The organism is Bacillus sp. FSL P2-0099 (genome assembly GCF_038007445.1).
GTDB classification, from domain to species: Bacteria; Bacillota; Bacilli; order Bacillales; family Bacillaceae_G; genus Bacillus_A; species Bacillus_A mycoides.
The window spans coordinates 5,203,014-5,229,310 of record NZ_JBBOXE010000001.1 but is presented as its reverse complement, the minus strand read 5'-3'; the positions used below and the strand labels follow the sequence as shown (position 1 = coordinate 5,229,310).

General features: G+C 39.7%; 26 protein-coding genes. 23 read left to right on the top strand and 3 right to left on the bottom strand.

Annotated elements, in window-relative coordinates:
- The first annotated feature begins 16 nt into the window (after positions 1–16).
- The 8 genes from MKY90_RS27205 to pyrG all read left to right on the top strand — a co-directional run bounded on the left by MKY90_RS27205 (position 17) and on the right by pyrG (position 9,948).
- The gene (locus MKY90_RS27205; protein WP_328068510.1) at positions 17–2,128 is read left to right on the top strand and encodes a (Fe-S)-binding protein; all 2,112 of its coding nucleotides are present in this window, start codon (positions 17–19) and stop codon (positions 2,126–2,128) included.
- A 9-nt stretch (positions 2,129–2,137) separates the two neighbouring features.
- Positions 2,138–3,421, top strand: coding sequence for an acetyl-CoA C-acetyltransferase (locus tag MKY90_RS27200; RefSeq protein ID WP_341093099.1), 1,284 nt, complete (start codon positions 2,138–2,140; stop codon positions 3,419–3,421).
- 49 nt (positions 3,422–3,470) lie between these two features.
- Positions 3,471–4,322 carry a 3-hydroxybutyryl-CoA dehydrogenase gene (locus tag MKY90_RS27195; protein ID WP_002016322.1) on the top strand — a complete coding sequence of 284 codons (852 nt, stop codon included), beginning with the start codon at positions 3,471–3,473 and terminating at the stop codon, positions 4,320–4,322.
- 72 nt (positions 4,323–4,394) lie between these two features.
- On the top strand, positions 4,395–5,525 hold the full coding sequence (locus MKY90_RS27190) for an acyl-CoA dehydrogenase (protein WP_001009064.1): 1,131 nt from the start codon (positions 4,395–4,397) through the stop codon (positions 5,523–5,525).
- 22 nt (positions 5,526–5,547) lie between these two features.
- Entirely contained in the window at positions 5,548–6,687 is a 1,140-nt protein-coding gene (gene acdA, locus MKY90_RS27185; protein ID WP_002016320.1) for an acyl-CoA dehydrogenase AcdA, read from the top strand.
- Positions 6,688–6,751: 64 nt separating this feature from the next.
- Positions 6,752–7,381, top strand: a complete 630-nt coding sequence (locus MKY90_RS27180; protein ID WP_002034889.1) for a TetR/AcrR family transcriptional regulator — start codon at positions 6,752–6,754, stop codon at positions 7,379–7,381.
- Positions 7,382–7,546: 165 nt separating this feature from the next.
- Positions 7,547–8,083: a DNA-directed RNA polymerase subunit delta gene (gene rpoE / locus MKY90_RS27175; RefSeq protein WP_341093098.1), complete on the top strand. Its 537-nt coding sequence runs from the start codon at positions 7,547–7,549 to the stop codon at positions 8,081–8,083.
- A gap of 257 nt (positions 8,084–8,340) precedes the next feature.
- Entirely contained in the window at positions 8,341–9,948 is a 1,608-nt protein-coding gene (pyrG, locus tag MKY90_RS27170; RefSeq protein WP_002016314.1) for a CTP synthase, read from the top strand.
- A 32-nt stretch (positions 9,949–9,980) separates the two neighbouring features.
- On the opposite strand, the gene MKY90_RS27165 is transcribed toward pyrG, so the two are convergent.
- Positions 9,981–10,505: a DUF2529 domain-containing protein gene (locus MKY90_RS27165; protein WP_002143880.1), complete on the bottom strand. Its 525-nt coding sequence runs from the start codon at positions 10,503–10,505 to the stop codon at positions 9,981–9,983.
- Positions 10,506–10,707: 202 nt separating this feature from the next.
- Between MKY90_RS27165 and spo0F the strand changes: the two genes are divergently transcribed.
- From spo0F to MKY90_RS27090, 15 genes are all read left to right on the top strand, one after another.
- Positions 10,708–11,076, top strand: a complete 369-nt coding sequence (gene spo0F, locus MKY90_RS27160) for a sporulation initiation phosphotransferase Spo0F (protein WP_000398592.1) — start codon at positions 10,708–10,710, stop codon at positions 11,074–11,076.
- A 211-nt stretch (positions 11,077–11,287) separates the two neighbouring features.
- Positions 11,288–12,145, top strand: a complete 858-nt coding sequence (locus MKY90_RS27155) for a class II fructose-bisphosphate aldolase (RefSeq protein WP_002016312.1) — start codon at positions 11,288–11,290, stop codon at positions 12,143–12,145.
- 347 nt (positions 12,146–12,492) lie between these two features.
- On the top strand, positions 12,493–13,782 hold the full coding sequence (gene murA / locus MKY90_RS27150) for a UDP-N-acetylglucosamine 1-carboxyvinyltransferase (RefSeq protein WP_002034893.1): 1,290 nt from the start codon (positions 12,493–12,495) through the stop codon (positions 13,780–13,782).
- A 183-nt stretch (positions 13,783–13,965) separates the two neighbouring features.
- Positions 13,966–14,931, top strand: a complete 966-nt coding sequence (glpX, locus tag MKY90_RS27145; RefSeq protein WP_002016310.1) for a class II fructose-bisphosphatase — start codon at positions 13,966–13,968, stop codon at positions 14,929–14,931.
- Between the two features lie 503 nt (positions 14,932–15,434).
- Positions 15,435–16,706 (top strand): transcription termination factor Rho, encoded by a 1,272-nt coding sequence (rho, locus tag MKY90_RS27140; protein WP_002016308.1) that lies wholly within the window; start codon positions 15,435–15,437, stop codon positions 16,704–16,706.
- 443 nt (positions 16,707–17,149) lie between these two features.
- Complete coding sequence (locus MKY90_RS27135; RefSeq protein ID WP_000643447.1) at positions 17,150–17,395, top strand: type B 50S ribosomal protein L31; 246 nt, start codon at positions 17,150–17,152, stop codon at positions 17,393–17,395.
- Between the two features lie 110 nt (positions 17,396–17,505).
- Complete coding sequence (locus tag MKY90_RS27130; RefSeq protein WP_000281086.1) at positions 17,506–18,090, top strand: thymidine kinase; 585 nt, start codon at positions 17,506–17,508, stop codon at positions 18,088–18,090.
- Between the two features lie 720 nt (positions 18,091–18,810).
- Positions 18,811–19,878 carry a peptide chain release factor 1 gene (gene prfA / locus MKY90_RS27125; protein ID WP_002113060.1) on the top strand — a complete coding sequence of 356 codons (1,068 nt, stop codon included), beginning with the start codon at positions 18,811–18,813 and terminating at the stop codon, positions 19,876–19,878.
- A complete protein-coding gene (gene prmC / locus MKY90_RS27120; RefSeq protein WP_002191297.1) occupies positions 19,878–20,729 on the top strand; it encodes a peptide chain release factor N(5)-glutamine methyltransferase in 852 nt (283 codons plus the stop codon). Before prfA ends, prmC begins: the two co-directional genes overlap by 1 nt.
- A gap of 243 nt (positions 20,730–20,972) precedes the next feature.
- On the top strand, positions 20,973–21,833 hold the full coding sequence (spoIIR, locus tag MKY90_RS27115) for a stage II sporulation protein R (RefSeq protein WP_341093097.1): 861 nt from the start codon (positions 20,973–20,975) through the stop codon (positions 21,831–21,833).
- 49 nt (positions 21,834–21,882) lie between these two features.
- On the top strand, positions 21,883–22,341 hold the full coding sequence (locus tag MKY90_RS27110; protein WP_002016300.1) for a mechanosensitive ion channel protein: 459 nt from the start codon (positions 21,883–21,885) through the stop codon (positions 22,339–22,341).
- Between the two features lie 108 nt (positions 22,342–22,449).
- Positions 22,450–23,490 (top strand): L-threonylcarbamoyladenylate synthase, encoded by a 1,041-nt coding sequence (locus tag MKY90_RS27105; protein WP_002016299.1) that lies wholly within the window; start codon positions 22,450–22,452, stop codon positions 23,488–23,490.
- A gap of 77 nt (positions 23,491–23,567) precedes the next feature.
- Positions 23,568–24,116 (top strand): manganese efflux pump MntP, encoded by a 549-nt coding sequence (locus MKY90_RS27100; RefSeq protein ID WP_002016298.1) that lies wholly within the window; start codon positions 23,568–23,570, stop codon positions 24,114–24,116.
- A gap of 19 nt (positions 24,117–24,135) precedes the next feature.
- Entirely contained in the window at positions 24,136–24,267 is a 132-nt protein-coding gene (locus MKY90_RS27095; protein ID WP_341093096.1) for a hypothetical protein, read from the top strand.
- A gap of 81 nt (positions 24,268–24,348) precedes the next feature.
- The gene (locus MKY90_RS27090; RefSeq protein WP_002034899.1) at positions 24,349–24,627 is read left to right on the top strand and encodes a DUF3935 domain-containing protein; all 279 of its coding nucleotides are present in this window, start codon (positions 24,349–24,351) and stop codon (positions 24,625–24,627) included.
- A 296-nt stretch (positions 24,628–24,923) separates the two neighbouring features.
- Here MKY90_RS27090 and MKY90_RS27085 read toward each other — a convergent pair whose 3' ends face one another.
- On the bottom strand, positions 24,924–25,535 hold the full coding sequence (locus tag MKY90_RS27085) for a flavin reductase family protein (RefSeq protein ID WP_002034901.1): 612 nt from the start codon (positions 25,533–25,535) through the stop codon (positions 24,924–24,926).
- A gap of 161 nt (positions 25,536–25,696) precedes the next feature.
- The gene (locus MKY90_RS27080) at positions 25,697–26,083 is read right to left on the bottom strand and encodes a DoxX family protein (RefSeq protein WP_063219226.1); all 387 of its coding nucleotides are present in this window, start codon (positions 26,081–26,083) and stop codon (positions 25,697–25,699) included.
- Between the last annotated feature and the right edge of the window lie 214 nt (positions 26,084–26,297).

Genomic DNA, 26,297 nt, shown 5'->3' with positions numbered 1-26,297 from the left:
AGAGGGGTAGCATAAAATGAATAGCTTACTAATCATTAATTGGCTGGCTGCCATTGCTGTTATTGCTTATGCGGGGTATTTGTTTGTATATCTTATACGAACAAGGATGGCCTACATACAATTAGGAAAAAAGATTGAATTTGACCGTCGTTTTAAAGAGCGTTGGGATCTTCTTAAGGTCAATGTTTTCGGTCAGAAAAAGCTGCTGAAAGATAAAAAGAGCGGCATCATTCACGTTATGTTCTTTTACGGATTTATTCTTGTCCAATTTGGAGCAATTGACTTCGTTTGGAAAGGACTTGCACCAGGATCGCATCTTCCACTTGGACCACTATACCCTGCATTTACATTCTTCCAGGAAATTGTCACACTCGTTATTTTAATTGCAGTCTTTTGGGCTTTTCATAGACGCTATATTGAAAAGCTTGTTCGTTTGAAACGTAATTTTAAATCAGGCCTTGTTCTTATCTTTATTGGTGGCTTAATGATTTCTGTGCTACTTGGTAATGGGATGGGAATTATATGGCACGGCGAGGAGCTTTCATGGAGTGAACCTATCGCTTCTGCAATCGCTTACGTTTTCTCGGGATTAAATGAAACCGTAGCCATTTCAGTGTTCTATTTCTCTTGGTGGGTGCATTTACTAATTTTGTTAACGTTTTTAGTTTATGTTCCACAATCAAAACATGCGCATTTAATTGCTGGACCAGTTAACGTGTTTTTTGGTCGTCTTTCAAATCCGGGAAAACTTGAAAAAATTGATTTTGAAGATGAAACACAAGAAACATTCGGTGTTGGTAAAATTGAAGACTTTAGACAAAATCAACTTATCGACTTATATTCCTGCGTCGAATGTGGTCGTTGTACAAATATGTGTCCGGCAACAGGAACAGGGAAAATGTTATCACCGATGGATTTAATTTTAAAACTTCGTAATCATTTAACTGATAAAGGAGCAGCGGTAACATCAAAAGCACCGTGGGTTCCAGTTGTTGCTTTTAATAATACACAAGGAAATCAGTTAGCGATGATGGCAGCTGGAAAAGGACAACAAGAATCAGCGGCTACAGCGCTAGCGTACGACCCAAGTTTAATCGGAGACGTTATTACAGAAGAAGAGATTTGGGCATGTACAACGTGCCGTAACTGTGAGGACCAGTGCCCAGTTATGAATGAGCATGTTGACAAAATTATTGATTTACGCCGCTATCTCGTTTTAACAGAAGGAAAAATGGACGCGGAAGCGCAGCGTGCAATGACAAACATTGAGCGTCAAGGTAATCCGTGGGGACTGAACCGTAAAGAGCGTGAAACATGGCGCCAAGGTGACGATGAAGTAACAGTTCCAACTGTAAAGGAGAAATCAAAAGCTGGCGAAGAGTTTGAATACTTATTCTGGGTTGGATCAATGGGTTCGTATGACAATCGCAGTCAGAAGATTGCGATATCATTTGCGAAGCTAATGAACGAAGCAGGCATTTCATTCGCAATTCTTGGTAATAAGGAAAAGAACTCTGGTGATACACCGCGCCGCCTTGGAAATGAATTTGTATTCCAGGAAATGGCGACTAAAAATATTGAAGAATTTGAAAAAGCAGGAGTGAAGAAAATCGTTACGATTGACCCTCATGCTTATAACACTTTTAAAAATGAGTACCCGGACTTTGGCTTACAAGCAGAAGTCTATCATCATACAGAATTACTAGCCCAGTGGGTGAAGGAAGGTCGTTTAAAACCTGTCCATTCTATTGAAGAGACAGTTACGTACCATGATTCCTGTTACTTAGGAAGATACAACGAAGTATACGAAGCGCCGCGCGATATTCTAAAAGCAATTCCAGGTGTAAACCTTGTAGAAATGGCGCGTAACCGTGAAACGGGAATGTGCTGTGGTGCGGGTGGCGGCCTAATGTGGATGGAAGAAACGACAGGTTCTCGTATTAACGTTGCTCGTACAGAACAAGCGCTAGCTGTACAGCCGTCAATTATCGGTACAGGATGTCCGTATTGCTTAACGATGATTAGTGACGGCACGAAAGCGAAAGAAGTTGAAGAAACAGTTCAAACTTTGGACGTAACAGAGATTTTAGAACGCTCAGTTATCGGACAGAAGAAAGAAGCAATGTAGTTTGTAGGAATGCATTTAAATTTAGAAAGAGGTGCAATAATTGCACCTCTTCTAGGCGCAAGGATACCGAGCGAGCGCTCGGTGCTAAAAAAAGAAATGGGGGAAAGAAACATGAGTAAAACAGTTATTTTAAGTGCTGCAAGAACACCGGTTGGAAAATTTGGAGGAACTTTAAAAGACGTGAAAGCAACAGAACTTGGAGGAATCGCAATTAAGGCAGCGCTTGAAAGGGCGAATGTTTCCGCTAGTGATGTTGAAGAAGTTATATTTGGAACGGTTATCCAAGGAGGGCAAGGACAAATTCCATCACGCCAAGCAGCAAGAGCGGCCGGCATTCCTTGGGAAGTGCAGACAGAAACAATAAATAAAGTTTGTGCATCAGGGCTTCGCGCAGTTACGTTAGCAGATCAAATTATTCGTACTGGTGATCAATCACTGATTGTAGCTGGTGGAATGGAATCGATGAGTAACAGCCCTTACATTTTACGAGGGGCAAGATGGGGATACAGAATGGGTAACAACGAAGTTATCGATTTAAACGTTGCAGACGGTTTAACATGCGCATTTTCAGGTGTACACATGGGTGTTTATGGCGGAGAAGTTGCGAAGGAAGATGGAATCTCTCGCGAAGCACAAGATGAATGGGCATATCGTAGCCATCAACGTGCGGTTTCGGCACATAAAGAAGGGCGTTTTGAAGAGGAGATTGTACCAGTAACAATTCAGCAAAGAAAAGGCGATCCTATCGTCGTGGCTAAGGATGAGGCACCACGCGCGGATACAACGATTGAAAAATTAGCGAAATTAAAGCCTGTATTTGATAAGACGTCAGCGGTGACAGCAGGTAATGCTCCGGGACTAAATGATGGCGGTGCTGCACTTGTATTAATGAGCGAGGACAGAGCGAAGCAAGAAGGAAGAAAACCATTAGCGACAATTTTGGCGCATACGGCGATTGCGGTAGAATCGAAGGATTTCCCAAGAACGCCAGGTTATGCAATTAATGAATTGCTGAAAAAGACAGGTAAGACAATTGAAGACATAGATCTATTTGAAATCAATGAGGCATTTGCGGCTGTAGCAATTGCAAGTACAGAAATCGCAGGGATCGATCCGGAAAAATTGAATGTAAATGGCGGTGCTGTAGCAATGGGGCATCCAATTGGAGCGAGCGGAGCACGTATTATCGTTACACTTATCCATGCACTGAAGCAGCGCGGCGGCGGAATTGGAATTGCTTCTATTTGTAGCGGTGGCGGTCAAGGTGATGCAGTGATGATTGAAGTTCACTAATTAAGATTAGAAGATATATAGTTTATTAACAATTAAGGGGGAAGAAAAAATGAGTGTACAAAAGATTGTTGTAATTGGTGCAGGGCAAATGGGTTCAGGTATCGCACAAGTGTGTGCAATGGCAGGCTATGATGTGAAAGTGCAAGATTTAAAGCAAGAGCAATTAGATAGAGGGCTAGCTGTTATTTCAAAAAATTTAGCCCGCCAAGTAGAAAAAGGCCGTATGAAGGAAGAAGAGAAAGATGCGACTTTAAATCGTCTTACATGGACGCTCGATTTAAATAGTGTCAAAGAAGCTGATCTTATTATTGAAGCAGCTGTTGAAAAAATGGATATTAAAAAGAAAATTTTTGCGAATTTAGATGAAATCGCTCCAGAACACGCAATTTTAGCGACGAATACGTCATCGTTACCAATTACGGAAATTGCAGCGGTAACGAAACGTCCTGAGAAAGTAATCGGCATGCACTTTATGAATCCAGTTCCAGTTATGAAACTCGTTGAAATTATTCGTGGTTTAGCTACAGATGATGCAGTGTACGAAACGATTGAGGATATTACGAAAAAAATCGGGAAAGTGCCAGTTGAAGTAAATGATTTCCCAGGGTTTGTATCGAACCGTATTTTATTACCGATGATTAACGAAGCGATTTATACGTTATACGAAGGAGTAGCGACGAAAGAAGCGATTGATGAAGTAATGAAACTCGGTATGAATCATCCGATGGGACCTCTTACGTTAGCTGACTTTATCGGTTTAGATACATGTTTATACATTATGGAAGTGTTGCATGAAGGATTAGGAGATAGTAAATATCGCCCATGTCCATTATTACGTAAGTATGTGAATGCAGGATGGTTAGGACGTAAAACGGGTCGTGGTTTCTACGTTTACGAATAAAGGCCTCCCTTTATTGAAGTAGTGGTCTTACCAGATTGTTAAAAAGATATATAGCAAACGGAGGCGAAGTACATGAATTTTCACTTTACTGAAGAGCAACAAATGATGAGGAAAATGGTTCGAGATTTTGCACAGAAGGAAATAGCTCCCTTTGTTCCTAGTATGGAACAAGGGGTGTTCCCGAAAGAGATTTTGCAAAAGATGGGTGAGCTTGGACTAATGGGTATTCCAGCGCCTGCAAAATATGGCGGGGCAGAAATGGATTTTATTTCTTACATTCTAGCAATTGAGGAAATTTCAAAGGTAAGTGCAACGGTTGGTGTAATTTTAGCTGTACATACGTCAGTTGGAATGAATCCGATTTTATACTTCGGAACAGAAGAACAGAAGCAGAAATATGTTTCTAAATTGGCGACTGGTGAATATTTAGGCGCATTTGCTCTAACAGAACCGAATGCAGGATCAGATGCAGGTAGTTTGAAATCAAGAGCTGTAAAGAAAGACGATCACTACATCATTAATGGATCGAAAGTCTTTATTACAAATGGTGGTGAAGCAAGTACATACATTGTATTCGCTTCTACAAATCCAGAGGCGGGGAAAAGTGGTATTTCTGCATTTATTGTAGAGAAAGATACACCAGGCTTAATCATCGGAAAAGATGAGCATAAGATGGGGCTTCTTGGTTCTCGTACAGTACAACTTACGTTTGAAGATATGAAAGTACCGGCCGAGAATTTACTTGGTGAAGAAGGACAAGGATTTAAGGTGGCAATGGCGAATTTAGATGTTGGGCGAATTGGGATCGGAGCACAGGCATTAGGAATCGCGGAAGCGGCGCTTGCATGTGCGATTGATTATGCGAAAGAGCGCGAGCAATTCGGCAAGCCAATTGCGGCGCAGCAAGGAATCGGATTCAAACTTGCAGATATGGCGACTAGCGTAGAAGCAGCGCGATTACTTGTATACAGAGCGGCATCGCTAAGAGCACAAGGGTTACCATGCGGTAAAGAAGCTTCTATTGCGAAATTATTTGCTTCTAAGACGGCCGTTGAAGTTGCGATTGAAGCGGTGCAAGTATTTGGCGGTTACGGTTATACGAAAGATTATCCAGTAGAAAGATTTTTCCGTGATGCGAAGATCACGCAAATATATGAAGGAACGAGCGAAATACAAAAGCTTGTAATTAGTCGAGCTTTATAAAAAGGCAGAGGGGGAGACGGGAATGCATTTTAAATTATCAGAAGAACATGAAATGATAAGAAAAATGGTTCGGGATTTTGCAAGGAATGAAGTAGCACCGACAGCAGCAGAGCGTGATGAGGAAGAGCGATTTGATCGCGCTTTATTCGATCAAATGGCAGAGCTTGGTTTAACCGGTATTCCGTGGCCTGAAGAATACGGCGGAATTGGAAGCGATTACTTGGCGTATGTAATTGCCGTTGAAGAATTATCCCGCGTTTGTGCTTCTACAGGTGTAACGTTGTCTGCACATACTTCACTTGCTGGATGGCCAATTTTTAAATTTGGAACGGAAGAGCAAAAACAAAAGTTTTTGCGCCCAATGGCTGAAGGGAAGAAAATTGGTGCATATGGCTTAACAGAACCAAGCTCTGGATCAGATGCTGGTGGAATGAGGACGACTGCAAAACGAGATGGAGACCATTACATTTTAAATGGTTCGAAAATTTTTATTACAAATGGCGGTATTGCTGATATTTATGTTGTTTTTGCATTAACAGATCCTGATTCGAAGCAGCGCGGCACGAGTGCATTTATTGTGGAGAGTGATACGCTAGGATTTTCGGTTGGGAAGAAGGAAAGTAAGCTAGGGATTCGTTCTTCGCCAACAACTGAAATTATATTTGAAGACTGCCGTATTCCTGTAGAGAATTTACTAGGGGAAGAGGGCCAAGGATTTAAAGTTGCGATGCAGACATTAGATGGCGGCCGTAATGGTATTGCGGCACAAGCAGTCGGTATTGCACAATCCGCTTTAGATGCTTCTGTAGAATATGCAAGAGAACGTCATCAGTTTGGAAAGCCAATTGCGGCGCAACAAGGAATTGGCTTTAAACTTGCAGATATGGCAACGGATGTAGAGGCAGCGCGTCTTTTAACATATCAAGCGGCTTGGCTTGAATCTGAAGGGCTTCCGTATGGGAAAGAGTCAGCGATGTCAAAAGTATTTGCAGGTGATACAGCGATGAAGGTAACGACTGAAGCGGTACAAGTATTTGGTGGTTATGGTTATACGAAAGATTATCCAGTAGAGCGTTATATGCGCGATGCAAAGATTACACAAATATATGAGGGAACACAAGAGATTCAAAGGCTTGTAATTTCTCGTATGTTAACGAAGTAGGAACAAAAGCGTAGGTATTTTCCTACGCTTTTTACTTCCAAAAATAATAGAGAGAGGTGAAGGGATGGTTAAACATAATGTACATGCGTCAGTGAAAGATGAAAAATTAGTTGCGTTAAGACGTGAACAAATGATTAAAGGTGCGGTTCAGCTGTTTAAGCAAAAAGGATTCCCGCGTACAACAACGAGAGAAATTGCGAAAGCGGCTGGATTTAGTATCGGAACACTTTATGAGTATATTCGCACAAAAGATGATGTATTATATTTAGTTTGTGATAGTATTTATGAGCATGTAAAAGAGCGGTTAGAGGAAGTAGTGTGTACAGAGAAGGGAAGTATAGAAAGCTTAAAGATAGCGATAATGAATTATTTTAAAGTGATGGATGAATTGCAAGAAGAAGTATTAATTATGTATCAAGAGGTACGTTTTTTACCGAAAGAATCACTCCCATATGTATTAGAAAAAGAGTTTCAAATGGTCGGGATGTTTGAGGATATTTTAGAGCAGTGTACGGAAAATGGGACATTTACACTAAATAAAAAGGAAATACAGCTTCTTGCACATAATATTTTCATACAAGGACAAATGTGGGGATTTAGACGTTGGGCCCTGCAAAAACTGTATACTCTCGAAGAATATACAGAAATGCAAATTAGGTATGTACTGCAAGGAGCACATATGTCTCCGAAATAAAGAATGGACAAATTATAATTTTATTGCCCGTAAATAGCGGGATAAAAGTTTCCCGTTTTTTTTGTAGCATATTTGTGCGACTTTTGTTTATAATGAATAGTATGGATTTTTTTAAGCAGACCGTTATATATAAGCTTATATTTGAAGAAAGGAAGTGCCGCATAAGTGGGTTTTAAGCAATATTCACCAGAAGAGCTAAAAGAATGTTCAATGATTGAAGTTGTACATAGTGTTTTAGGGAATAAAAGACAAGCAACGACATTCAACGAGTTGGTTCAAGAAATCGCTCAAGTGCTGGGACTATCTCAAGGGCAAGTTAATACGAAACTCGCACAATTTTATACAGATTTAAACATCGATGGACGTTTCATTAATTTAGGAGAAAATCGTTGGGGGCTACGTAGCTGGTACCCATATGAGCAAATTGATGAAGAAATTCTGCCTCAGCCAAAACCGAAGAAGAAACGCAAAGTTGAAGAAGACGGTTTTGACGACTACATTGAAGAAGATGATGTAGAAGAAGAAGAAGAAGAAGAAGCAGAAGTAGAAGAAGATGTAGTAGATTTGGACAAAGTTCTTGAAGACGAAGACGCAGACGATGAAGATGATGATCTTGATGATTTAGAAGAAGATAATGAAGACTTCGCAGAAGAAGAACTTGAGTATGATGAAACTGAAGAAGAAGAAGAGGAAGAGCGGTAGTTCTTGACTTTTCATTATCGTCCATGTAGAATCATTTTTGGGCTCTTTAAAAAAAGACGATAATACTTTTAAAGTGTAAATATAAAAGAAAATTGCTCCCTACTTATTACTTTATGTGATGAGGGGAGCAATTTTCTTTTTTGTTTTTTGTTTAGAAAATAAAAAGAGCCTAACAATAAGATAGATACAGTGTTATCTACATACGTTGCGCTTTGCAACGGTGATTATATAACAACGAAGTAGAAGGGAGTATTTTCATGACTAAGTATATTTTTGTAACAGGCGGTGTAGTATCGTCTTTAGGTAAAGGTATTACAGCAGCATCTCTTGGAAGACTTTTAAAGAATCGTGGTTTAAACGTAACTATTCAAAAGTTTGATCCATACATTAACGTAGACCCAGGGACTATGAGCCCCTACCAACACGGTGAGGTATTCGTAACAGATGATGGTGCAGAAACGGACTTAGACCTAGGTCACTATGAGCGTTTTATCGACATCAACTTAAACAAATACAGCAACGTAACAACAGGTAAAATTTACTCTTCAGTTCTTCAAAAAGAGCGTCGTGGTGAATATTTAGGAGGAACAGTTCAAGTTATTCCTCACATTACTAACGAAATTAAAGAACGTGTATATCGTTCTGGTCGCGAAACAAATGCCGACGTTGTTATTACAGAAATCGGTGGAACTGTTGGTGATATCGAGTCTTTACCATTCTTAGAAGCAATTCGTCAAATTAAGAGCGACATCGGTCGTGACAATGTAATGTACATTCACTGTACGTTAATCCCGTACTTAAAAGCAGCGGGTGAAATGAAAACAAAACCAACGCAACATAGCGTTAAAGAGCTTCGCAGCTTAGGTATTCAACCAAATATTATCGTTGTTCGTACAGAACTACCTGTTTCTCAGGACATGAAAGACAAGCTTGCATTATTCTGTGACATCGATACAAAAGCAGTTATCGAAGCACGCGATGCAGATACTTTATATGCGGTTCCATTATCTCTTCAAGAACAAAACATGGACCAAATCGTTTGTGATCACTTGAAGTTAGACAATCCAGCTGCAGATATGACAGATTGGACTGCGCTAGTTAATAAAGTACGTAACCTTTCTAAGAAAACAAAAATCGCTCTTGTTGGTAAATACGTAGAGCTTCAAGATGCATACATTTCTGTTGTAGAAGCGCTTCGTCATGCAGGTTATTCATTCGACACAGATGTAGAAGTGAAATGGGTAAATGCTGAGCACGTAACAGCAGAGAACGTAAAAGAATTAGTTGGCGACACAGATGGTATCCTTGTACCAGGTGGCTTCGGCGATCGTGGTGTAGAAGGTAAAATCGTTGCAATTCAATATGCTCGTGAAAACAAAGTTCCATTCTTAGGAATTTGCCTAGGTATGCAACTTGCATCAATCGAATTTGCACGTAACGTATTAGGATTAGAAGGAGCTAACTCTTCTGAAATTAATCCTGACACACCTTATGCAATTATCGATTTATTACCAGAACAAAAAGATGTAGAAGATTTAGGTGGTACACTTCGTCTTGGTCTATATCCATGTAAGCTTGCTGAAGAAACAAATGCTTACAATGCTTACAATGAGCCGGTTGTATATGAGCGTCATCGTCATCGTTATGAGTTCAACAATCAATTCCGTCCAGATATGGAAAAAGCAGGATTTGTATTCTCTGGTACAAGCCCAGACGGTCGTCTAGTGGAAATTATTGAATTACAAGATCACCCTTGGTTCGTGGCAGCACAGTTCCATCCAGAACTTGTATCTCGTCCAAACCGTCCACAACCATTGTTCCATGACTTCGTAAGTGCTTCTATTACGAATAAAGAGAGCAAGTAATAAAAAAAAGCGCCTGAAATAGGGCGCTTTTTTTAATATTCGTTTAACATTTCATCAATTGTAAATTTCAATCCGTGATAAGCAAATAAAGCTATAATTAAACTTGGGAACCCATAGCGGTTACCTTCATCATCTGGAATAAGACCTTTTAACAGCTTTGTATCAATATGTACATCTGTATATTGTTCCAGTGATTCAACACCTTCTTGAATAGCCGAGATTCCAACGATAGATTGGCCTTCTTCATGAAGTTTTTTCGCGGTTTTTATAATTTCTTCATCTGTCGAAAAACGACTAATAAGAAGTACGCGGTCCGCAGAAGTCACTGCCGCCGGTTCACCGTTTTCTATTAAACGTTTTGCTTGTTTCATTGGTTCGGCGCCAAATAATGCTTCTGAAACAATACCTTCCATTTCGTTTGTACCATGCAAGTAAATGAAGCCATCGCCAACTAACGCCTGGGCAAGTAGACGAGCGCTATCTTCTATATTCATTTCCTCTTTTTGAGAAATTCGGGAGAAATATCCACTTAATTGAGTCGAGAAAATTTTTAACATGTTGTTGCTCCTTTCTTTCGTGTTAGCTGGTTCTCATTATAGCTTATTTTTTTTGGAAAGGGGAAATAGTAGGGTGGCATAACAAAATAGGAAACGGTAAAATAAGAAAGAATAGGAAGGGATTTGGCAAAGAGTAGCGAAAATAAACCGATAAGATATAAGAAGCTTTAAATCTTGTACTTACACAGAAAGGTTGGGAGTTATGGAAGGGAAAATTTTAATCGTTGATGATCAATATGGCATTCGTGTTTTATTGCATGAAGTGTTCCAAAAAGAAGGTTATCAGACGTTCCAAGCAGCGAATGGATTTCAAGCTTTAGATATCGTGAAAAAAGATAATCCGGATTTAGTAGTGTTAGATATGAAAATCCCAGGTATGGATGGTATAGAGATTTTAAAACATGTAAAAGAAATTGATGAGAGTATTAAAGTGATTTTAATGACTGCTTATGGAGAATTGGATATGATTCAAGAAGCGAAAGATTTAGGAGCTTTAATGCACTTTGCTAAACCGTTTGATATTGATGAGATTCGTCAAGCAGTGAGAGATCAGCTTGCTGTAGAGGCGTAAAAAATGAATTTTTTATAAAAAATATGGAAAAAAGCGTTTACATGGACTATTGAGCAGGTGAATACAGTTGAGTTTTTGAGTACAAGTTGTTATCCTATTGAGTGTAGAAAGAAGTCCGGTATGTAAATATACATATTTTACCTTATTCTGGTCATACTACCAGCGATAAGAATTTATCGGATACAAAAAACGTTTTTTAGGAGGATTCACCATGCCTTTAGTTTCTATGAAAGAAATGCTAAACACAGCACTAGAAGGAAAATACGCAGTTGGTCAATTCAACATGAACAACTTAGAGTGGACTCAAGCTATCTTAGCTGCTGCGGAAGAAGAAAAATCTCCTGTAATCTTAGGTGTATCTGAGGGTGCAGCTCGTCATATGACTGGTTTCAAAACAGTTGTAGCTATGGTTAAAGCTTTAATCGAAGAAATGAACATTTCTGTTCCTGTAGCGATTCACCTTGACCATGGTTCAAGCTTCGAAAAATGTAAAGAAGCAATTGATGCAGGTTTCACATCTGTAATGATCGACGCTTCTCACCACCCATTCGATGAAAACGTTGAAACTACTAAAAAAGTGGTAGAATACGCACACGCTCGTAACGTATCTGTTGAAGCTGAGCTTGGAACAGTTGGCGGACAAGAAGACGATATCATCGCTGAAGGCGTAATTTACGCTGATCCAGCAGAGTGTAAGCACCTTGTTGAAGCAACAGGTATCGATTGCCTAGCTCCAGCTCTAGGTTCTGTACACGGTCCTTACAAAGGTGAGCCTAACTTAGGATTCGCTGAAATGGAACAAGTTCGTGACTTCACTGGCGTACCTTTAGTATTACACGGTGGTACTGGTATCCCAACTGCTGATATCGTAAAAGCTATTTCTCTAGGTACTTCAAAAATTAACGTAAACACTGAGAACCAAATTGAGTTTACAAAAGCTGTTCGTGAAGCATTAAACAAAGACCAAGAAGTTTACGATCCTCGTAAATATATTGGACCTGGCCGCGACGCTATCAAAGCAACTGTTGCTGGTAAAATGCGTGAGTTCGGTTCTAACGGTAAAGCGTAAGAATAAAATTCCGTTTTGGAAACCGTCTAGTCTTTTAGACGGTTTCCTTTCGTTGTATAATGAAAGCGCGAACAAGTCTAAAGATTTTATAAAGTGAATTTTTGGTTTGCGAATATAGAAAATAATGTGCATAGTCCTATTAATAAATGTGGTAAGTATCTGAATTGAGTAATTTGATTCGATGAATAGTTAATCTTCATCTATTTGTACAGCAGGGGAGCTACAGGTGATGGTTTTCTACTTATTGAGTTTCAGGATGGAAAGAGTGATTGAGATTCTTAAGGGGGAATCTTCTACTTCTTATAAAGAAGTAGAAGATAAATACATTCACAAGAAGGGAGCTCAATATGGAAAAGTTGCTAATTGAAGGCGGAAGAGCTTTAAATGGAACGATTCGTGTGAGTGGTGCAAAGAACAGTGCTGTTGCACTAATTCCAGCGACAATTTTAGCAGATACTCCAGTAACTATTGGCGGTGTTCCTAATATTTCGGACGTGAAAATGTTAGGAGACTTACTAGAGGAAATTGGAGGGAAAGTAACTTATGGGCAGGAAGAAGAGATGGTAGTCGATCCTTCTAACATGGTTGCGATGCCTTTACCAAATGGAAAAGTGAAAAAATTGCGCGCCTCTTATTATTTAATGGGTGCAATGCTTGGCCGTTTTAAAAAAGCTGTTATTGGGCTTCCAGGTGGATGTCATTTAGGGCCACGACCGATTGATCAGCATATTAAAGGGTTTGAAGCGTTAGGGGCATATGTTACAAATGAACAAGGTGCCATTTATTTAAGAGCAGACGAACTACGTGGGGCACGTATTTATTTAGATGTTGTTAGTGTAGGAGCTACGATTAATATTATGCTAGCGGCTGTACGAGCGAAAGGTAGAACTGTTATTGAAAATGCAGCGAAAGAACCAGAGATTATTGATGTAGCTACATTGTTAACGAGTATGGGAGCACGTATTAAAGGTGCTGGTACAGACGTAATCCGAATTGATGGTGTGGATTCACTGCACGGTTGTCACCACACTATTATTCCAGACCGTATTGAAGCTGGTACGTATATGATTTTAGGGGCTGCGTCAGGAGGAGAAGTAACAGTTGATAATGTTATTCCTCAGCATTTAGAATCCGTTACGGCGAAGCTAAGAGAAGCTGGTGTTCAAATTGAAACGAACGATGACCAAATTACAGTGAACGGCAATAGAAGGTTAAAAGTAGTTGATGTAAAAACGCTTGTATATCCAGGGTTTCCAACGGATTTACAACAGCCGTTTACAACGCTTTTAACAAAAGCGCATGGAACAGGAGTTGTAACTGATACAATTTACAGCGCACGTTTCAAGCATATTGATGAATTGCGCCGTATGAACGCGCAAATTAAAGTAGAAGGCCGTTCAGCAATTGTGACTGGACCGGTTTTATTGCAAGGTGCAAAGGTGAAAGCGAGTGACCTACGAGCTGGTGCGTCCCTTGTTATTGCGGGTTTAATGGCAGATGGCATTACAGAAGTAACGGGACTTGATCATATTGATCGAGGTTACGAAAATATAGTAGACAAGCTTAAAGGGCTTGGTGCAAACATTTGGCGAGAACAAATGACAAAGCAAGAAATTGAAGAAATGAAGAATGCATAAAGTGAAACTTTAATCAGTATGGGGTATCCCACGCCGATTATTAACCCTCACCAATCGGGATAAGGTGGTGATACTTCCGTTAATGGGGAGCGAAGAATCACTACTAACGGAAGTACACTTTATAGAAAAACAAGGTTCACAAAATACGGCAGAAATATAAAGACTTAAAGGAGAGGGATTATTGTGGAAAGAAGTTTATCTATGGAGTTAGTACGTGTAACAGAGGCTGCAGCATTATCATCAGCGCGTTGGATGGGGCGCGGAAAAAAAGATGAGGCAGATGGTGCAGCAACATCAGCTATGCGTGATGTATTTGATACAATTCCGATGAAAGGTACAGTTGTAATTGGCGAAGGTGAAATGGATGAAGCGCCAATGCTATATATCGGAGAAAAATTGGGTACAGGATATGGACCACGCGTAGACGTTGCAGTTGATCCTTTAGAAGGGACAAATATCGTAGCGGCTGGCGGCTGGAATGCGCTTGCTGTTATTGCAATTGCAGATCACGGCAATTTGTTACATGCTCCTGACATGTACATGGATAAAATAGCGGTTGGTCCAGAAGCAGTTGGTGCAGTTGATATTGACGCACCTATTATCGACAACTTACGTGCAGTTGCGAAAGCGAAAAATAAAGATATCGAAGATGTTGTAGCGACAGTTTTAAACCGTCCACGTCATCAAGCAATTATCGAAGAAATTCGTAAAGCTGGTGCTCGTATTAAATTAATTAACGATGGAGATGTAGCTGGAGCAATCAATACAGCATTTGACCGTACTGGTGTAGATATTCTATTCGGTTCTGGTGGAGCACCTGAAGGTGTATTAGCTGCGGTCGCATTAAAATGCTTAGGTGGAGAAATTCACGGGAAGCTCTTACCTCAAAACGAAGCTGAACTAGCTCGTTGTAAAAGAATGGGTATTGAAGATATCAATCGTATCCTTCGTATGGAAGACTTAGTAAAAGGTGACGATGCAATCTTTGCAGCAACAGGTGTAACAGACGGAGAACTATTACGAGGCGTTCAATTTAAAGGTAGCGTCGGAACAACACAATCCCTTGTTATGCGTGCAAAATCAGGCACAGTACGTTTCGTAGACGGCCGCCATAGCTTAAATAAAAAACCGAATTTGGTTATTAAATAAAAAGCGTAAGCGGCTCGTTTAGAATCGCAGGGCATTGGAACTCTCGACCTTGAAGCGTTTTTTGCTTCGAGTGAGAGAGTGAAATGACCGGAGATTCTAGCCGCTGGAACTGGATTAAGTAAAAAGCGTAAGCGGCTCGTTCAGAATGGGAGGGGGATGGAGCTCCTGACGAAGAGGCGCTTTTTGCCTCGCAGGAAGAAGCGAAACCACCGACCATTCTAGCTGCTGAAGCTGGATTAAATAAAAGCAGAAATGCCTTATCTATTCTGCCTTAAAATCAGGTGAGTAGAAAAAAGAAAGAAATATGAAAAGGCGAAGACAAATTTTCTTGTCTTCGCTTCTTGTATTTGTGTTTCAACGTATTGATTAAAACTAGATAAAAGGGTTACAATAGTGAATATTATCCTACTTGAACTTATTGCCTTTCATTATTATTTATTTGCCTTCCGTATTTTTCCCTTTACCCATGTGAAAAGAGAATAAAGTTAAAGTGTGGTGTCTGAATGAATTTGTCAATTGCAGCATTAGAAAACATGAAATTAAAAGAGTTATACGAGCTTGCGAAGGAATTTAAGATTTCGTATTACAGCAAGTTAACGAAAAAAGAGCTAATCTTCTCTATCTTAAAAGCTCGAGCAGAAAAAGAAGGTTTCTTTTTCATGGAAGGCGTATTAGAAATTATTCAATCAGAAGGATTTGGATTCTTACGTCCTATCAATTATTCTCCAAGCTCAGAAGATATTTATATCTCGGCTTCGCAAATTCGTCGTTTCGATTTACGTAATGGAGATAAGGTTTCTGGTAAAGTACGACCTCCGAAAGAAAATGAGCGCTATTTTGGATTGCTACAAGTTGAAGCTGTAAATGGAGATGATCCAGACTCAGCAAAAGAGCGTGTACATTTCCCTGCATTAACACCGTTATACCCAGATCGCCAAATGAAATTGGAGACGGAAACGAAAAAGTTACCGACACGCATCATGGATTTAATCGCACCAGTTGGATTTGGACAACGTGGTTTAATTGTTGCGCCTCCAAAGGCTGGTAAAACAAGTCTGTTAAAAGAAATTGCACACAGTGTCACAACAAATCATCCGGAAGCAGAATTAATTGTACTTTTAATTGATGAGCGTCCAGAGGAAGTAACAGATATTGAACGTTCTGTTAAAGGTGATGTTGTAAGTTCTACTTTTGATGAAGTGCCAGAGAATCATATTAAAGTAGCGGAGCTTGTATTAGAGCGTGCAATGCGTCTTGTAGAACATAAAAGGGACGTTGTCATTTTAATGGATAGTATTACCCGTTTAGCGCGTGCTTACAACCTTGTTATTCCGCCAAGTGGTAGAACCTTATCGGGTGGTATTGATCCTGCTGCTTTTCATAGACCGAAGCGTTTCTTTGGGGCTGCGCGTAATATCGAAGAGGGCGGTAGTCTAACGATTTTAGCAACAGCGCTTGTTGATACAGGGTCTCGTATGGATGATGTAATTTACGAGGAGTTTAAAGGAACTGGAAATATGGAACTTCACTTAGATCGCTCATTAGCTGAGCGCCGTATCTTCCCAGCGATTGATATTCGTCGCTCTGGTACGCGTAAAGAAGACCTATTAATTCCGAAAGAACATTTAGACAAGCTGTGGGGTATTCGTAAAACAATGCGTGATACACCAGACTTTGTTGAAGGCTTCTTACGTAAACTTCGTCAAACAAAGACAAATGAAGAATTTTTACAAAACATTGTTGCAGACTCAAAAAGGTATGTAACCACTAAGTAAAGGGAAAAGATGGGGACTCGCTTATTTCGTAGTAAGCGAGTTTTTTATGTTTTTAAGGGAATATTAGAGAGAGTAATATATGGAAAAAATTTGTTTTTTGAGATGGAAATCATATTTGGATTGAGAGCTTGAAGTGTCCTGCGATTCTAAACGAGCCGCTTGCGCTTTTAATTGATATCCAGTTCCGGCGGCTAGCTCTTCGTGTCTAAGAACCTCCGCTACTCAAGGTAAAAAGCACCTTTTGTGCGAGAGAACCTTAGCCAGTCAGAGCTGAGCGAGCCGCCTCCACTTTTAATTTTAAAAAGACAAAAACAGGTAGTTGCAAAATGGAGTTAGCCTTGTTATAATTTCATCATATGTGTTTCATCAATATAGTTGTGTAAGCAGCTGAAGATGAAAAACTCTGTTTCGAAAATGATTCAGGGCGGAAGGAGATGAAAAGAATGAAAGCAGGAATCCATCCAAATTACAATAAAGTTGTATTTATGGACACGAACACTGGCTTCAAATTCTTAAGCGGGTCTACAAAAGGCTCTAGCGAAACTGTTGAGTGGGAAGATGGTAACACTTATCCATTACTAAAAATTGAGATCAGTTCTGATTCTCACCCATTCTACACTGGACGTCAGAAGTTTGCTACTGCAGACGGACGTGTTGACCGCTTCAATAAGAAATACGGCATCAAGTAATAAAGAACATAAAACAGGCAAGTGTATGTATTCGCTTGTCTGTTTTTTTTGCGAAAATATTAAACCTTTACCCTACTTTGGATTAGGAAAGTAGATGAAAGGAGAGCTCAATGTACTTAATGAATCAAAATGGTTGGATTGAAGTGATTTGCGGGAGTATGTTTTCTGGGAAATCAGAAGAGCTCATCCGCCGTATACGCCGTACACAATTTGCGAAACAACATGCGATTGTATTTAAACCATGTATTGATAATCGTTATAGTGAAGAAGATGTTGTATCACATAATGGATTAAAGGTTAAAGCAGTTCCTGTTTCAGCTTCAAAAGATATATTTAACCATGTAACAGAAGAAATGGATGTTATTGCAATCGATGAGGTACAATTTTTTGATGGGGACATTGTGGAAGTGGTGCAAGTATTGGCAAATCGTGGCTATCGTGTCATTGTAGCTGGATTAGACCAAGATTTCCGTGGTCTACCATTTGGACAAGTTCCTCAGCTGATGGCGATTGCTGAACATGTAACTAAATTGCAGGCAGTTTGTTCTGCATGTGGATCTCCTGCAAGTCGTACGCAACGTTTAATCGATGGAGAACCAGCGGCATTTGATGATCCAATTATTTTAGTTGGGGCTTCAGAATCGTATGAACCACGTTGTCGTCATTGTCATGCAGTACCTACAAAACAAAGATAAGTGAAACTCGCTATGTAGAGCGGGTTTTTTTCGAAAATAGATGAAGATTGGTGGCAAGCTCTTCGTGTCTAAGAACCGCCGCTACTCAAGGTGAAAAGCACCTTTTGTGCGAGAGAACCTTAGCCAGTCAGAGCTGAGCGAGCCGCTTGCGCTTTTAAATATTATCTAGCTCCAGCGGCTAGAATGGTCGGTGGTTTCGCTTCTTCCTGCGAGGCAAAGAGCGCCTCTCTGTCAGAAGCTCCAACCTCCTCCCATTCTGAGCGAGCCGCTTGCGCTTTAAATATTATCTAGCTCCAGCGGCTAGAATGGTCGGTGGTTTCGCTTCTTCCTGCGAGGCAAAGAGCGCCTCTCTGTCAGAAGCTCCAACCTCCTCCCATTCTGAGCGAGCCGCTTGCGCTTTAAATATTATCTAGCTCCAGCGGCTAGAATGGTCGGTGGTTTCGCTTCTTCCTGCGAGGCAAAGAGCGCCTCTCTGTCAGAAGCTCCAACCTCCTCCCATTCTGAGCGAGCCGCTTGCGCTTTAAATATTATCTAGCTCCAGCGGCTAGAATCTCCGGCCATTTCACTCTCTCGCTCGAAGCAAAAAGCGCTTCAAGGTCGAGAGTTCCAATGTCCTGCGATTCTGAGCAAGCCGCTTACGCTTTTAAATATAATTTGCGTTTTTTTGATTAAGTACCATATACTATTTGTATTAGATACTAGGATGTAGAGGTGAATGGTGTGTTAGATCGTTTGCAAGCTGTAGAAGATCGTTATGAGAAGTTGAATGAGTTGTTAAGTGACCCAGAGGTTATTAGCGATACAAATAAGCTTCGTGAGTATTCAAAAGAGCAATCTGATATTCAGGACACGGTAGAGGTGTACCGTGAGTATAAAGATGTTCGTGAGCAATTACGAGATGCAAAAGCAATGCTAGAAGATAAGTTAGACGCTGATATGCGTGATATGGTAAAAGAAGAGGTTTCTGAATTAGAAGGACAAGAGAAAACATTGTCAGAACGTCTGAAAATTTTACTTGTTCCAAAAGACCCTAATGATGATAAAAACGTTATCGTTGAGGTTCGTGGCGCTGCTGGTGGTGACGAGGCAGCTTTATTTGCTGGTGATTTATATCGTATGTATAGCCGTTATGCTGAGGTGCAAGGTTGGAAAACTGAAATTATCGAAGCGAGCTATACAGAGTTAGGCGGATATAAAGAGATTATCTTTATGATTAACGGTAAAGGTGCTTTCGCGAAGCTGAAATTCGAGAATGGTGCTCACCGTGTACAACGTGTTCCTGAAACGGAATCTGGCGGACGTATTCATACATCTACAGCAACTGTAGCTGTACTACCAGAGGCAGAAGAAGTAGAAATTAATATTCATGAAAAAGATGTTCGTGTTGATACGTTTGCTTCTAGTGGTCCTGGTGGACAAAGCGTTAATACAACGATGTCAGCGGTACGTTTAACGCATTTACCGACTGGTGTAGTTGTATCTTGTCAGGATGAGAAATCACAAATTAAGAATAAAGAAAAAGCGATGAAAGTATTACGCGCACGTGTTTATGATAAATTTAGACAAGAAGCGCAAGCTGAGTATGATCAAAACCGTAAACAAGCTGTTGGTACGGGAGATCGTTCAGAGCGTATTCGTACGTATAACTTCCCGCAAAACCGTGTTACAGACCATCGAATCGGTTTAACGATTCAAAAGCTAGATCAAATCCTACAAGGTAAGTTAGATGATTTCATCAATGCCTTAGTGATGGAAGATCAGGCGCAAAAGATGGAGGCAGCTGAGTAATGCGTGTCTATGAAGCCCTGAAATGGGCTTCTTCTTTTTTACAGGAAAATGGACGAGATGAAAATGCGGGAGAAATTGTCCTTTGTCATGTATTAAAGACGAACAGAACCGGGATGCTCATGAATATGCGTGAAGAAATAACTGCGGAACAAGAGAAAAGTTTTGCACAATTTATCCACAAGCATGTAGAAGGTATTCCGATCCAATATATGCTCGGTTATGAAATGTTTTATGGCCGATCATTCTTTGTAAATGAAGAGGTATTGATACCAAGACCGGAAACAGAGGAACTTATAGTTGGAGTACTAGAGAGAATTGAGCGCCATTTCGGTAATGAGGAGCTTCACATAGCGGATATTGGAACAGGTAGTGGAGCGATTTCTATTACGCTCGCTTTAGAAAATAAAAATCTTCATGTGTATACAGTAGATATCGCACAGGAGTCGATTGAAGTTGCAAAAGAAAATGCAAAAACTTTAGGGGCGGATGTAACATTCTATCACGGCGATTTACTGTCTCCGTTTTATGAAACAGGTCAGAAGTTAGATGTTGTTGTTTCCAATCCTCCGTACATACCAGAGGAAGATTGGCGTGGTCTTTCTACTGTTGTGAAGGAGCATGAGCCGAAGCGTGCGCTTGTTGGTGGGGAAGATGGACTAGATTTCTATCGTCGTTTTATGGAGGAATTGCCGAATGTATTACAGAACAAGGCGATTGTGGCGTTTGAAATTGGTGTAGGGCAAGGTGAAGATGTGAAAGCATTATTACAGCAAACTTTCCCGCGCGCTCAAGTTGAAGTTGTATTTGATATTAATGGAAAAGATCGCATGGTATTTGCAGAGATGGAGTAAGGCATAAGCCTTACTCCATTTTTGTATGAAAAATTTGCAACTACTCAGCCATACATTTTATTTAGAATTTTGGTAAGGGGAATTATTTCAGCGAAAATACGCACCTTATTACCTATACATAGCCAGTTCCTCTCGCCAATTAAAAAAATGCTTTTCTATCGGTTTTTTATATAGATTTTGAATTTAATAGTTTAGAAAGATGAAAGTCTGTCCACACTGTTTCTAGAGGGGACGGTGGAGGAAATGAAAAAACAAGTTATTGCTTACTTTCTTTTATTATTAATTGGTGCACAGTTACTTGTGCAGTTTGGATATATGAAAGCTGATGCAAAAGGGCCTACTGTTATTCCGAAAGAGGCCGTTCGATTACGTATTTTAGCTAATAGTGATTCCGATAAAGATCAGGCGTTAAAGCGTAAAGTACGCGATGAAGTAAAAGCGCAAATTGATGGATGGGTAGCGGATTTAACGTCATTTGAAGAAGCTCGAAAAGTAATTCAAAATCATATTCCTGAAATTGAAAAGACAGTGGCAAATACACTGAAAAGAGAAGGAAGTAAAGAGGCGTTTCAAGTGAAATTCGGTAAGAATGTGAAGTTTCCTACAAAGGTATATGGGAATTTTATTTATCCGGCAGGAGAATATGAAGCGGTACTTATTACAATTGGAAGAGGTGAAGGTGCAAACTGGTGGTGTGTATTATTTCCACCGATGTGTTTCTTAGATTTTTCAAGTGGTACAGCTGTAAGGAAAGAAGAACATGTTGTGAAAGCTGAATCTCCTGAAGAGGAGCAGGTGAGACAATCAGATGAGGAAGTGGTGGATGTACCGGAGAAGAAAGAGGATAAGGTGAAAGAAAAGAAAGTAGTAAAGCCGGAAAAAGCTGAAAAAGTAACAGCACAGGAAAAGAAAGTAGTAAAACACGAAACACAAGTAGAAGAACAGCCTGTAAAAAAAGTAGAAACAAAAACTGTGGAAAAAGTGGAGAAACCTGTGGAGCAAAAACAAGAAAAGCAAAATGAATACGTAACAGTAGAAGAGGAAGAGAAACCAGAGGTTAAATTATTTATCGTCGAAGCTTTTACATCTTTATTCTCTAAATAGTGCTATTAATAAATCCTTCCTCATATATATCAATGAGGAGGGATTTATTATGAAGAACGTGTATTTTGCTACGAAAGCAGATGTAGAAAGATTACATTCTTTTTTCGGACAAGCTAATAAAAAAGATGATAAAATAAATGAGTTGTACGCACAATTTATGATCTTGGAAGAGGCGGGAGAAATACGAGCGGTAATTGGATATGAACAAAGTGGAGAAAATGCACTTATCCGTTCTTGTTTATTCACACCTAATGTGGATAAACAGACTTTCTTATATTTTTTCGAGATGTTTTTGCAGTATATGAAAGAAAAAGATATTCGACAATTGTACTTACTCACAAATCATCCACAATCTGTGACCATCTTTCAGTTTTTTAACTTTGTCATTATAGAGAAAGAGGAAGTGCCAGAGGAAATTCGACAGTTAGAACACTTTTGTAAAAATATAAAAGAGCTAAATGCAATAATACTAAATTGTCAGCTATTCACAAAGTTATCCACGGATTAACAAGGTTTATCCACATTTTGTGGATAAACCTTGTTTGTCTTTTGGATAAATCTCATAGTAAACTAAAAATAGACAAGTATTTCATGGTAGAAAAGGACGTGGGAAAAAATGCATACAAATATGTGGGTTGTGGATAATGTTGTGGAAAGAAAAAAATATTATCCACAATTAAAAGAAGCAGCAAGATTATTAAGAGAAAATGAAGCGGTAGCCTTCCCAACGGAAACGGTATATGGGTTAGGAGCAAACGCAATGGATGATGAAGCGATAGCGAAAATTTTTGAAGCGAAAGGGAGACCGAGCGATAATCCACTGATTGTCCACATAGGAACAAAATCTCAGTTAGATGGTATCGTAAGAGAAATTCCGCCGGTTGCAGAAAAGTTAATGGAGCATTTTTGGCCAGGACCATTAACAATCATTTTACCGAGAAAAAAAGGGATTTCAGAGAGGGTTACGGCAGGACTTAATACAGTCGGAGTGAGGATGCCGGATCATCCAGTAGCGCTCGCCCTTATTGAAGAGGCAAACGTGCCTGTTGCGGCACCGAGTGCGAATCGTTCAGGACGCCCAAGTCCAACGTTAGCTTCTCATGTGTATGAAGATTTAAATGGGAAAATTGCTGGTATTGTTGATGGCGGGGCAACAGGAGTAGGCGTTGAATCAACTGTAATTGATTGTACGAGCGAGGTTCCGACGATTTTACGTCCAGGTGGGATTACGAAGGAGCAATTAGAGGCCGTGATAGGAAATGTTTCTTTAGATCCAGCTTTAAAGGATGAGAAAGAAAAACCAAAATCACCTGGAATGAAATATACACATTATGCACCGAAAGCGCCACTTAGTATTGTTGAAGGGTCCCGTGAGTTTATTCAACGTATTGTGGATGAGAAAAAGAAAGAAGGATTTAAAGTAGGTGTATTAACGACAGAAGAGTATCAGCATGTGTATAGTGCAGATGTTGTATTGTCTTGTGGTGTGCGAAGCGATTTAGCCAGCGTTGCGACTAAGTTATATGATGTGCTTAGAACGTTTGATGCAAGTGAAGTAGATGTTATTTTTAGTGAATCATTCCCGAATGAAGGCATAGGAAATGCAATTATGAATCGTTTAACAAAAGCTGCGGGACATCAGATTATTATTGAATGATAATGTACCTTTAGCAAACAGAATATTTCTCCTCGGATAAGCATATTGTGAAGTAGCACGTCCGAGGGGGGATATGAATGACACTTGAACAATTAATACCTTTAATAATTATGGCATTTGCCCTGGGGATGGATGCATTTTCAGTGAGCCTCGGTATGGGGATGGTAACATTAAAGTTAAGACAAATCCTTTATATAGGTATGACGATTGGGATATTTCATATTATTATGCCATTTATCGGAATGGTACTAGGACGTTTTCTATCAGAGAGGTATGGGGATGTCGCAAATTTTGCAGGAGCTATTTTATTAATTGGGCTAGGGTTCTATATCGTATATTCGTCTATTTTAGAAGGGGAAGAGACTAGAACTGCTCCAATTGGAATTAGTTTATTTGTATTTGCATTTGGTGTCAGTATAGATAGTTTTTCAGTAGGTCTTAGTCTTGGAATTTACGGAGCAGAGACAATTATTACGATATTATTGTTCGGACTAATAAGTATGTTACTGGCTTGGATGGGTTTATTGCTTGGTAGCCATGCCAAAAATATACTTGGCACATACGGTGAAATAGTAGGTGGTATTATTCTTGTTGGGTTTGGATTGTATCTCCTTTTTCCTATATAATTTTATGTAGGAGGGAATTATGAACAAGCTATTGGAATGGTATGTTAAGCTTTTAACCTTCTTTCCTCGATGGCTAAGAAGACTTATAATATTGGATGTTATTTTGCAAATTTCGATGTTAGGTTGGATTAAGTTAATTCGTGAATGGTGAGATAGTTCCTTTCTGTGCATAGTTTCGTTTGTACTATATTGATCACACTAAAAAATTACAAATATAGAAAGGATGAGATGAATGACGAGATTGAAGCAAGTTTTTGGTATTATTATTAGTTTTTTTGTTTTTTGGTTCAGTATGCTCGGTGTACAAATGTTTGCTGAGTTTTTAGATATTGAGTCATTGAAGTTTGTTGCAGGAAAATCGGAGGCGGCGCGTACTTTTTATTCTCCGTACCCGTTTTTAATTGTTTTCCTTATTACGTTACTTTCCTTATATTTCTTTGTAATAAAGCTTGGTAGATCTAAAAAAGAGAAATTCCCGGCATTAGAGGAGAAGAACGAAGAATTACGATAAAAAATCCCCCGCTTTCAGCGGGGGGTTATGTTTAGGTGATGGAAGTGAACGGGCCCCTTGCGCTTTTAGGGGATATATCCAGTGGCCAGCTAAGAACCTTCCCCACGAGAAGATAAAAAGCATCTTCTGTGAGGAAGAACCTTAGCCACCGGGCCTGGGCAGTCGGTTCCGCTTTTAAATGTATCCAGCTCCAGCGGTTAGAATGGTCGGTGGCTTCGCGTCTTCCTGCGAGGCAAAAAGCGCCTCTACGTCAGGAGCTCCATCCCCCTCTCATTCTGAGCGAGCCGCTTCCGCCTTTAAATGGGCCTCACTAATTCAAATTGTTCTCCTAGTTTTGCGTAGTTGTGTCCTGCTAGGCGGCTTATTGGTTTTAGTTCTTCGGCGTGAATTCGGCCGTTTTCGTATAAGTGTTCAGCGACGTGAAAGCGGACGACGCGGCCGATTAGTAGGTCACAAGCTGGCGAGTCTTCGGTTCCGCCGAGTGGGATAGCGCGTTCTAATATGCACTCCATTCGAATGTTTGCTTCTTTAACCCCTGGTACTGAAATGACATCACTGTCAATCGGTGTTAGTTTTGCTAATTCGATTTCACTTTCATTAGGAGGTAGGTTCGCTGCTGTTTCGTTGATCGCCTCTACGTAAGATTCATCAGAAATATGTACGACAAATTCCCCTTTTTCTATTGCGTTTCTGGAAGTGTCTTTCGGTTTTCCTTCTTTGCGTTGCACTGAAACTGAGATAAGTGGTGGATTGGCAGCGACGATATTGAAATAACTATATGGCGCACCGTTCAATACGCCATCTTTAGTTACAGAAGTAACGAATGCAACAGGACGTGGAATGATACTTCCTGTTAGTAATTTGTAATTATCTTTTTCGGTTTGTTCGTTTGGATTAATGGATAACATGTTGTAATCCCCTTTCTAAATATGAATACTTATTGTTTGTTTACAAGATATCAATGGGAATCTCCTGCTGAAAATAATATTTTTTTGATGATGTAAAAAAGAGATTACCTCAATTGAAGTAATCTCTTTTTTGGTGAATATCTCGAAATAGAGATAAGTGATTAAAGTAAAACGTAAGCGCCAGGGCCGATTAAAGCTACACCAACTGCAACAGCGATTAACATTAAATTATATTCGAATCCGTTTTGTGTTACCCAGTAACCATTTTTTCCGTGAACTGTGAAGATTGCTACTAACATTGTTCCTACGATAAATAGTGAACCAACTACAGTGAAAATACCTGCTGCGAATAAGAAACCACCTAATAGTTCAGTTGCACCAGCCATAAATGCCATAAATATACCAGGGCGTAAACCGATTGATTCCATCCAGCCACCTGTTCCTTTTAAGCCATAACCGCCGAACCAACCGAATAATTTTTGAGCACCATGACCCATGAATGTAATACCTATAATAAGGCGAATAATAAGAAGACCAATATCCATCATTAAAAAAACCTCCTAAAAGTTATTAACTTATCTTATGTAAGTAATAATAAAATAGTTACTTACTTTAGTCAAGTGGATTTCGGCAAAAATTTGAAATAAATTTTACAAATTAACAACAAAAAATAAAACGTAGTAAAGACCTCTAGACAAGTAAGTGAAAAAAAGAGAAAATATAAGTAGAAGTTAACTTCTTATTGTTATTCAGACAATCAGA

Bases quoted from the DNA above. Each gene is read 5' to 3' on its own strand.
- MKY90_RS27205 (WP_328068510.1), top strand. From the start codon at position 17: ATGAATAGCTTACTAATCATTAATTGGCTGGCTGCCATTGCTGTTATT.
- MKY90_RS27200 (WP_341093099.1), top strand. From the start codon at position 2,138: ATGCATTTAAATTTAGAAAGAGGTGCAATAATTGCACCTCTTCTAGGC.
- MKY90_RS27195 (WP_002016322.1), top strand. From the start codon at position 3,471: ATGAGTGTACAAAAGATTGTTGTAATTGGTGCAGGGCAAATGGGTTCA.
- MKY90_RS27190 (WP_001009064.1), top strand. From the start codon at position 4,395: ATGAATTTTCACTTTACTGAAGAGCAACAAATGATGAGGAAAATGGTT.
- acdA (WP_002016320.1), top strand. From the start codon at position 5,548: ATGCATTTTAAATTATCAGAAGAACATGAAATGATAAGAAAAATGGTT.
- MKY90_RS27180 (WP_002034889.1), top strand. From the start codon at position 6,752: ATGGTTAAACATAATGTACATGCGTCAGTGAAAGATGAAAAATTAGTT.
- pyrG (WP_002016314.1), top strand. From the start codon at position 8,341: ATGACTAAGTATATTTTTGTAACAGGCGGTGTAGTATCGTCTTTAGGT.
- MKY90_RS27165 (WP_002143880.1), bottom strand. From the start codon at position 10,505: ATGTTAAAAATTTTCTCGACTCAATTAAGTGGATATTTCTCCCGAATT.
- spo0F (WP_000398592.1), top strand. From the start codon at position 10,708: ATGGAAGGGAAAATTTTAATCGTTGATGATCAATATGGCATTCGTGTT.
- MKY90_RS27155 (WP_002016312.1), top strand. From the start codon at position 11,288: ATGCCTTTAGTTTCTATGAAAGAAATGCTAAACACAGCACTAGAAGGA.
- murA (WP_002034893.1), top strand. From the start codon at position 12,493: ATGGAAAAGTTGCTAATTGAAGGCGGAAGAGCTTTAAATGGAACGATT.
- rho (WP_002016308.1), top strand. From the start codon at position 15,435: ATGAATTTGTCAATTGCAGCATTAGAAAACATGAAATTAAAAGAGTTA.
- MKY90_RS27135 (WP_000643447.1), top strand. From the start codon at position 17,150: ATGAAAGCAGGAATCCATCCAAATTACAATAAAGTTGTATTTATGGAC.
- MKY90_RS27130 (WP_000281086.1), top strand. From the start codon at position 17,506: ATGTACTTAATGAATCAAAATGGTTGGATTGAAGTGATTTGCGGGAGT.
- prmC (WP_002191297.1), top strand. From the start codon at position 19,878: ATGCGTGTCTATGAAGCCCTGAAATGGGCTTCTTCTTTTTTACAGGAA.
- spoIIR (WP_341093097.1), top strand. From the start codon at position 20,973: ATGAAAAAACAAGTTATTGCTTACTTTCTTTTATTATTAATTGGTGCA.
- MKY90_RS27110 (WP_002016300.1), top strand. From the start codon at position 21,883: ATGAAGAACGTGTATTTTGCTACGAAAGCAGATGTAGAAAGATTACAT.
- MKY90_RS27105 (WP_002016299.1), top strand. From the start codon at position 22,450: ATGCATACAAATATGTGGGTTGTGGATAATGTTGTGGAAAGAAAAAAA.
- MKY90_RS27100 (WP_002016298.1), top strand. From the start codon at position 23,568: ATGACACTTGAACAATTAATACCTTTAATAATTATGGCATTTGCCCTG.
- MKY90_RS27095 (WP_341093096.1), top strand. From the start codon at position 24,136: ATGAACAAGCTATTGGAATGGTATGTTAAGCTTTTAACCTTCTTTCCT.
- MKY90_RS27090 (WP_002034899.1), top strand. From the start codon at position 24,349: ATGACGAGATTGAAGCAAGTTTTTGGTATTATTATTAGTTTTTTTGTT.
- MKY90_RS27085 (WP_002034901.1), bottom strand. From the start codon at position 25,535: ATGTTATCCATTAATCCAAACGAACAAACCGAAAAAGATAATTACAAA.
- MKY90_RS27080 (WP_063219226.1), bottom strand. From the start codon at position 26,083: ATGATGGATATTGGTCTTCTTATTATTCGCCTTATTATAGGTATTACA.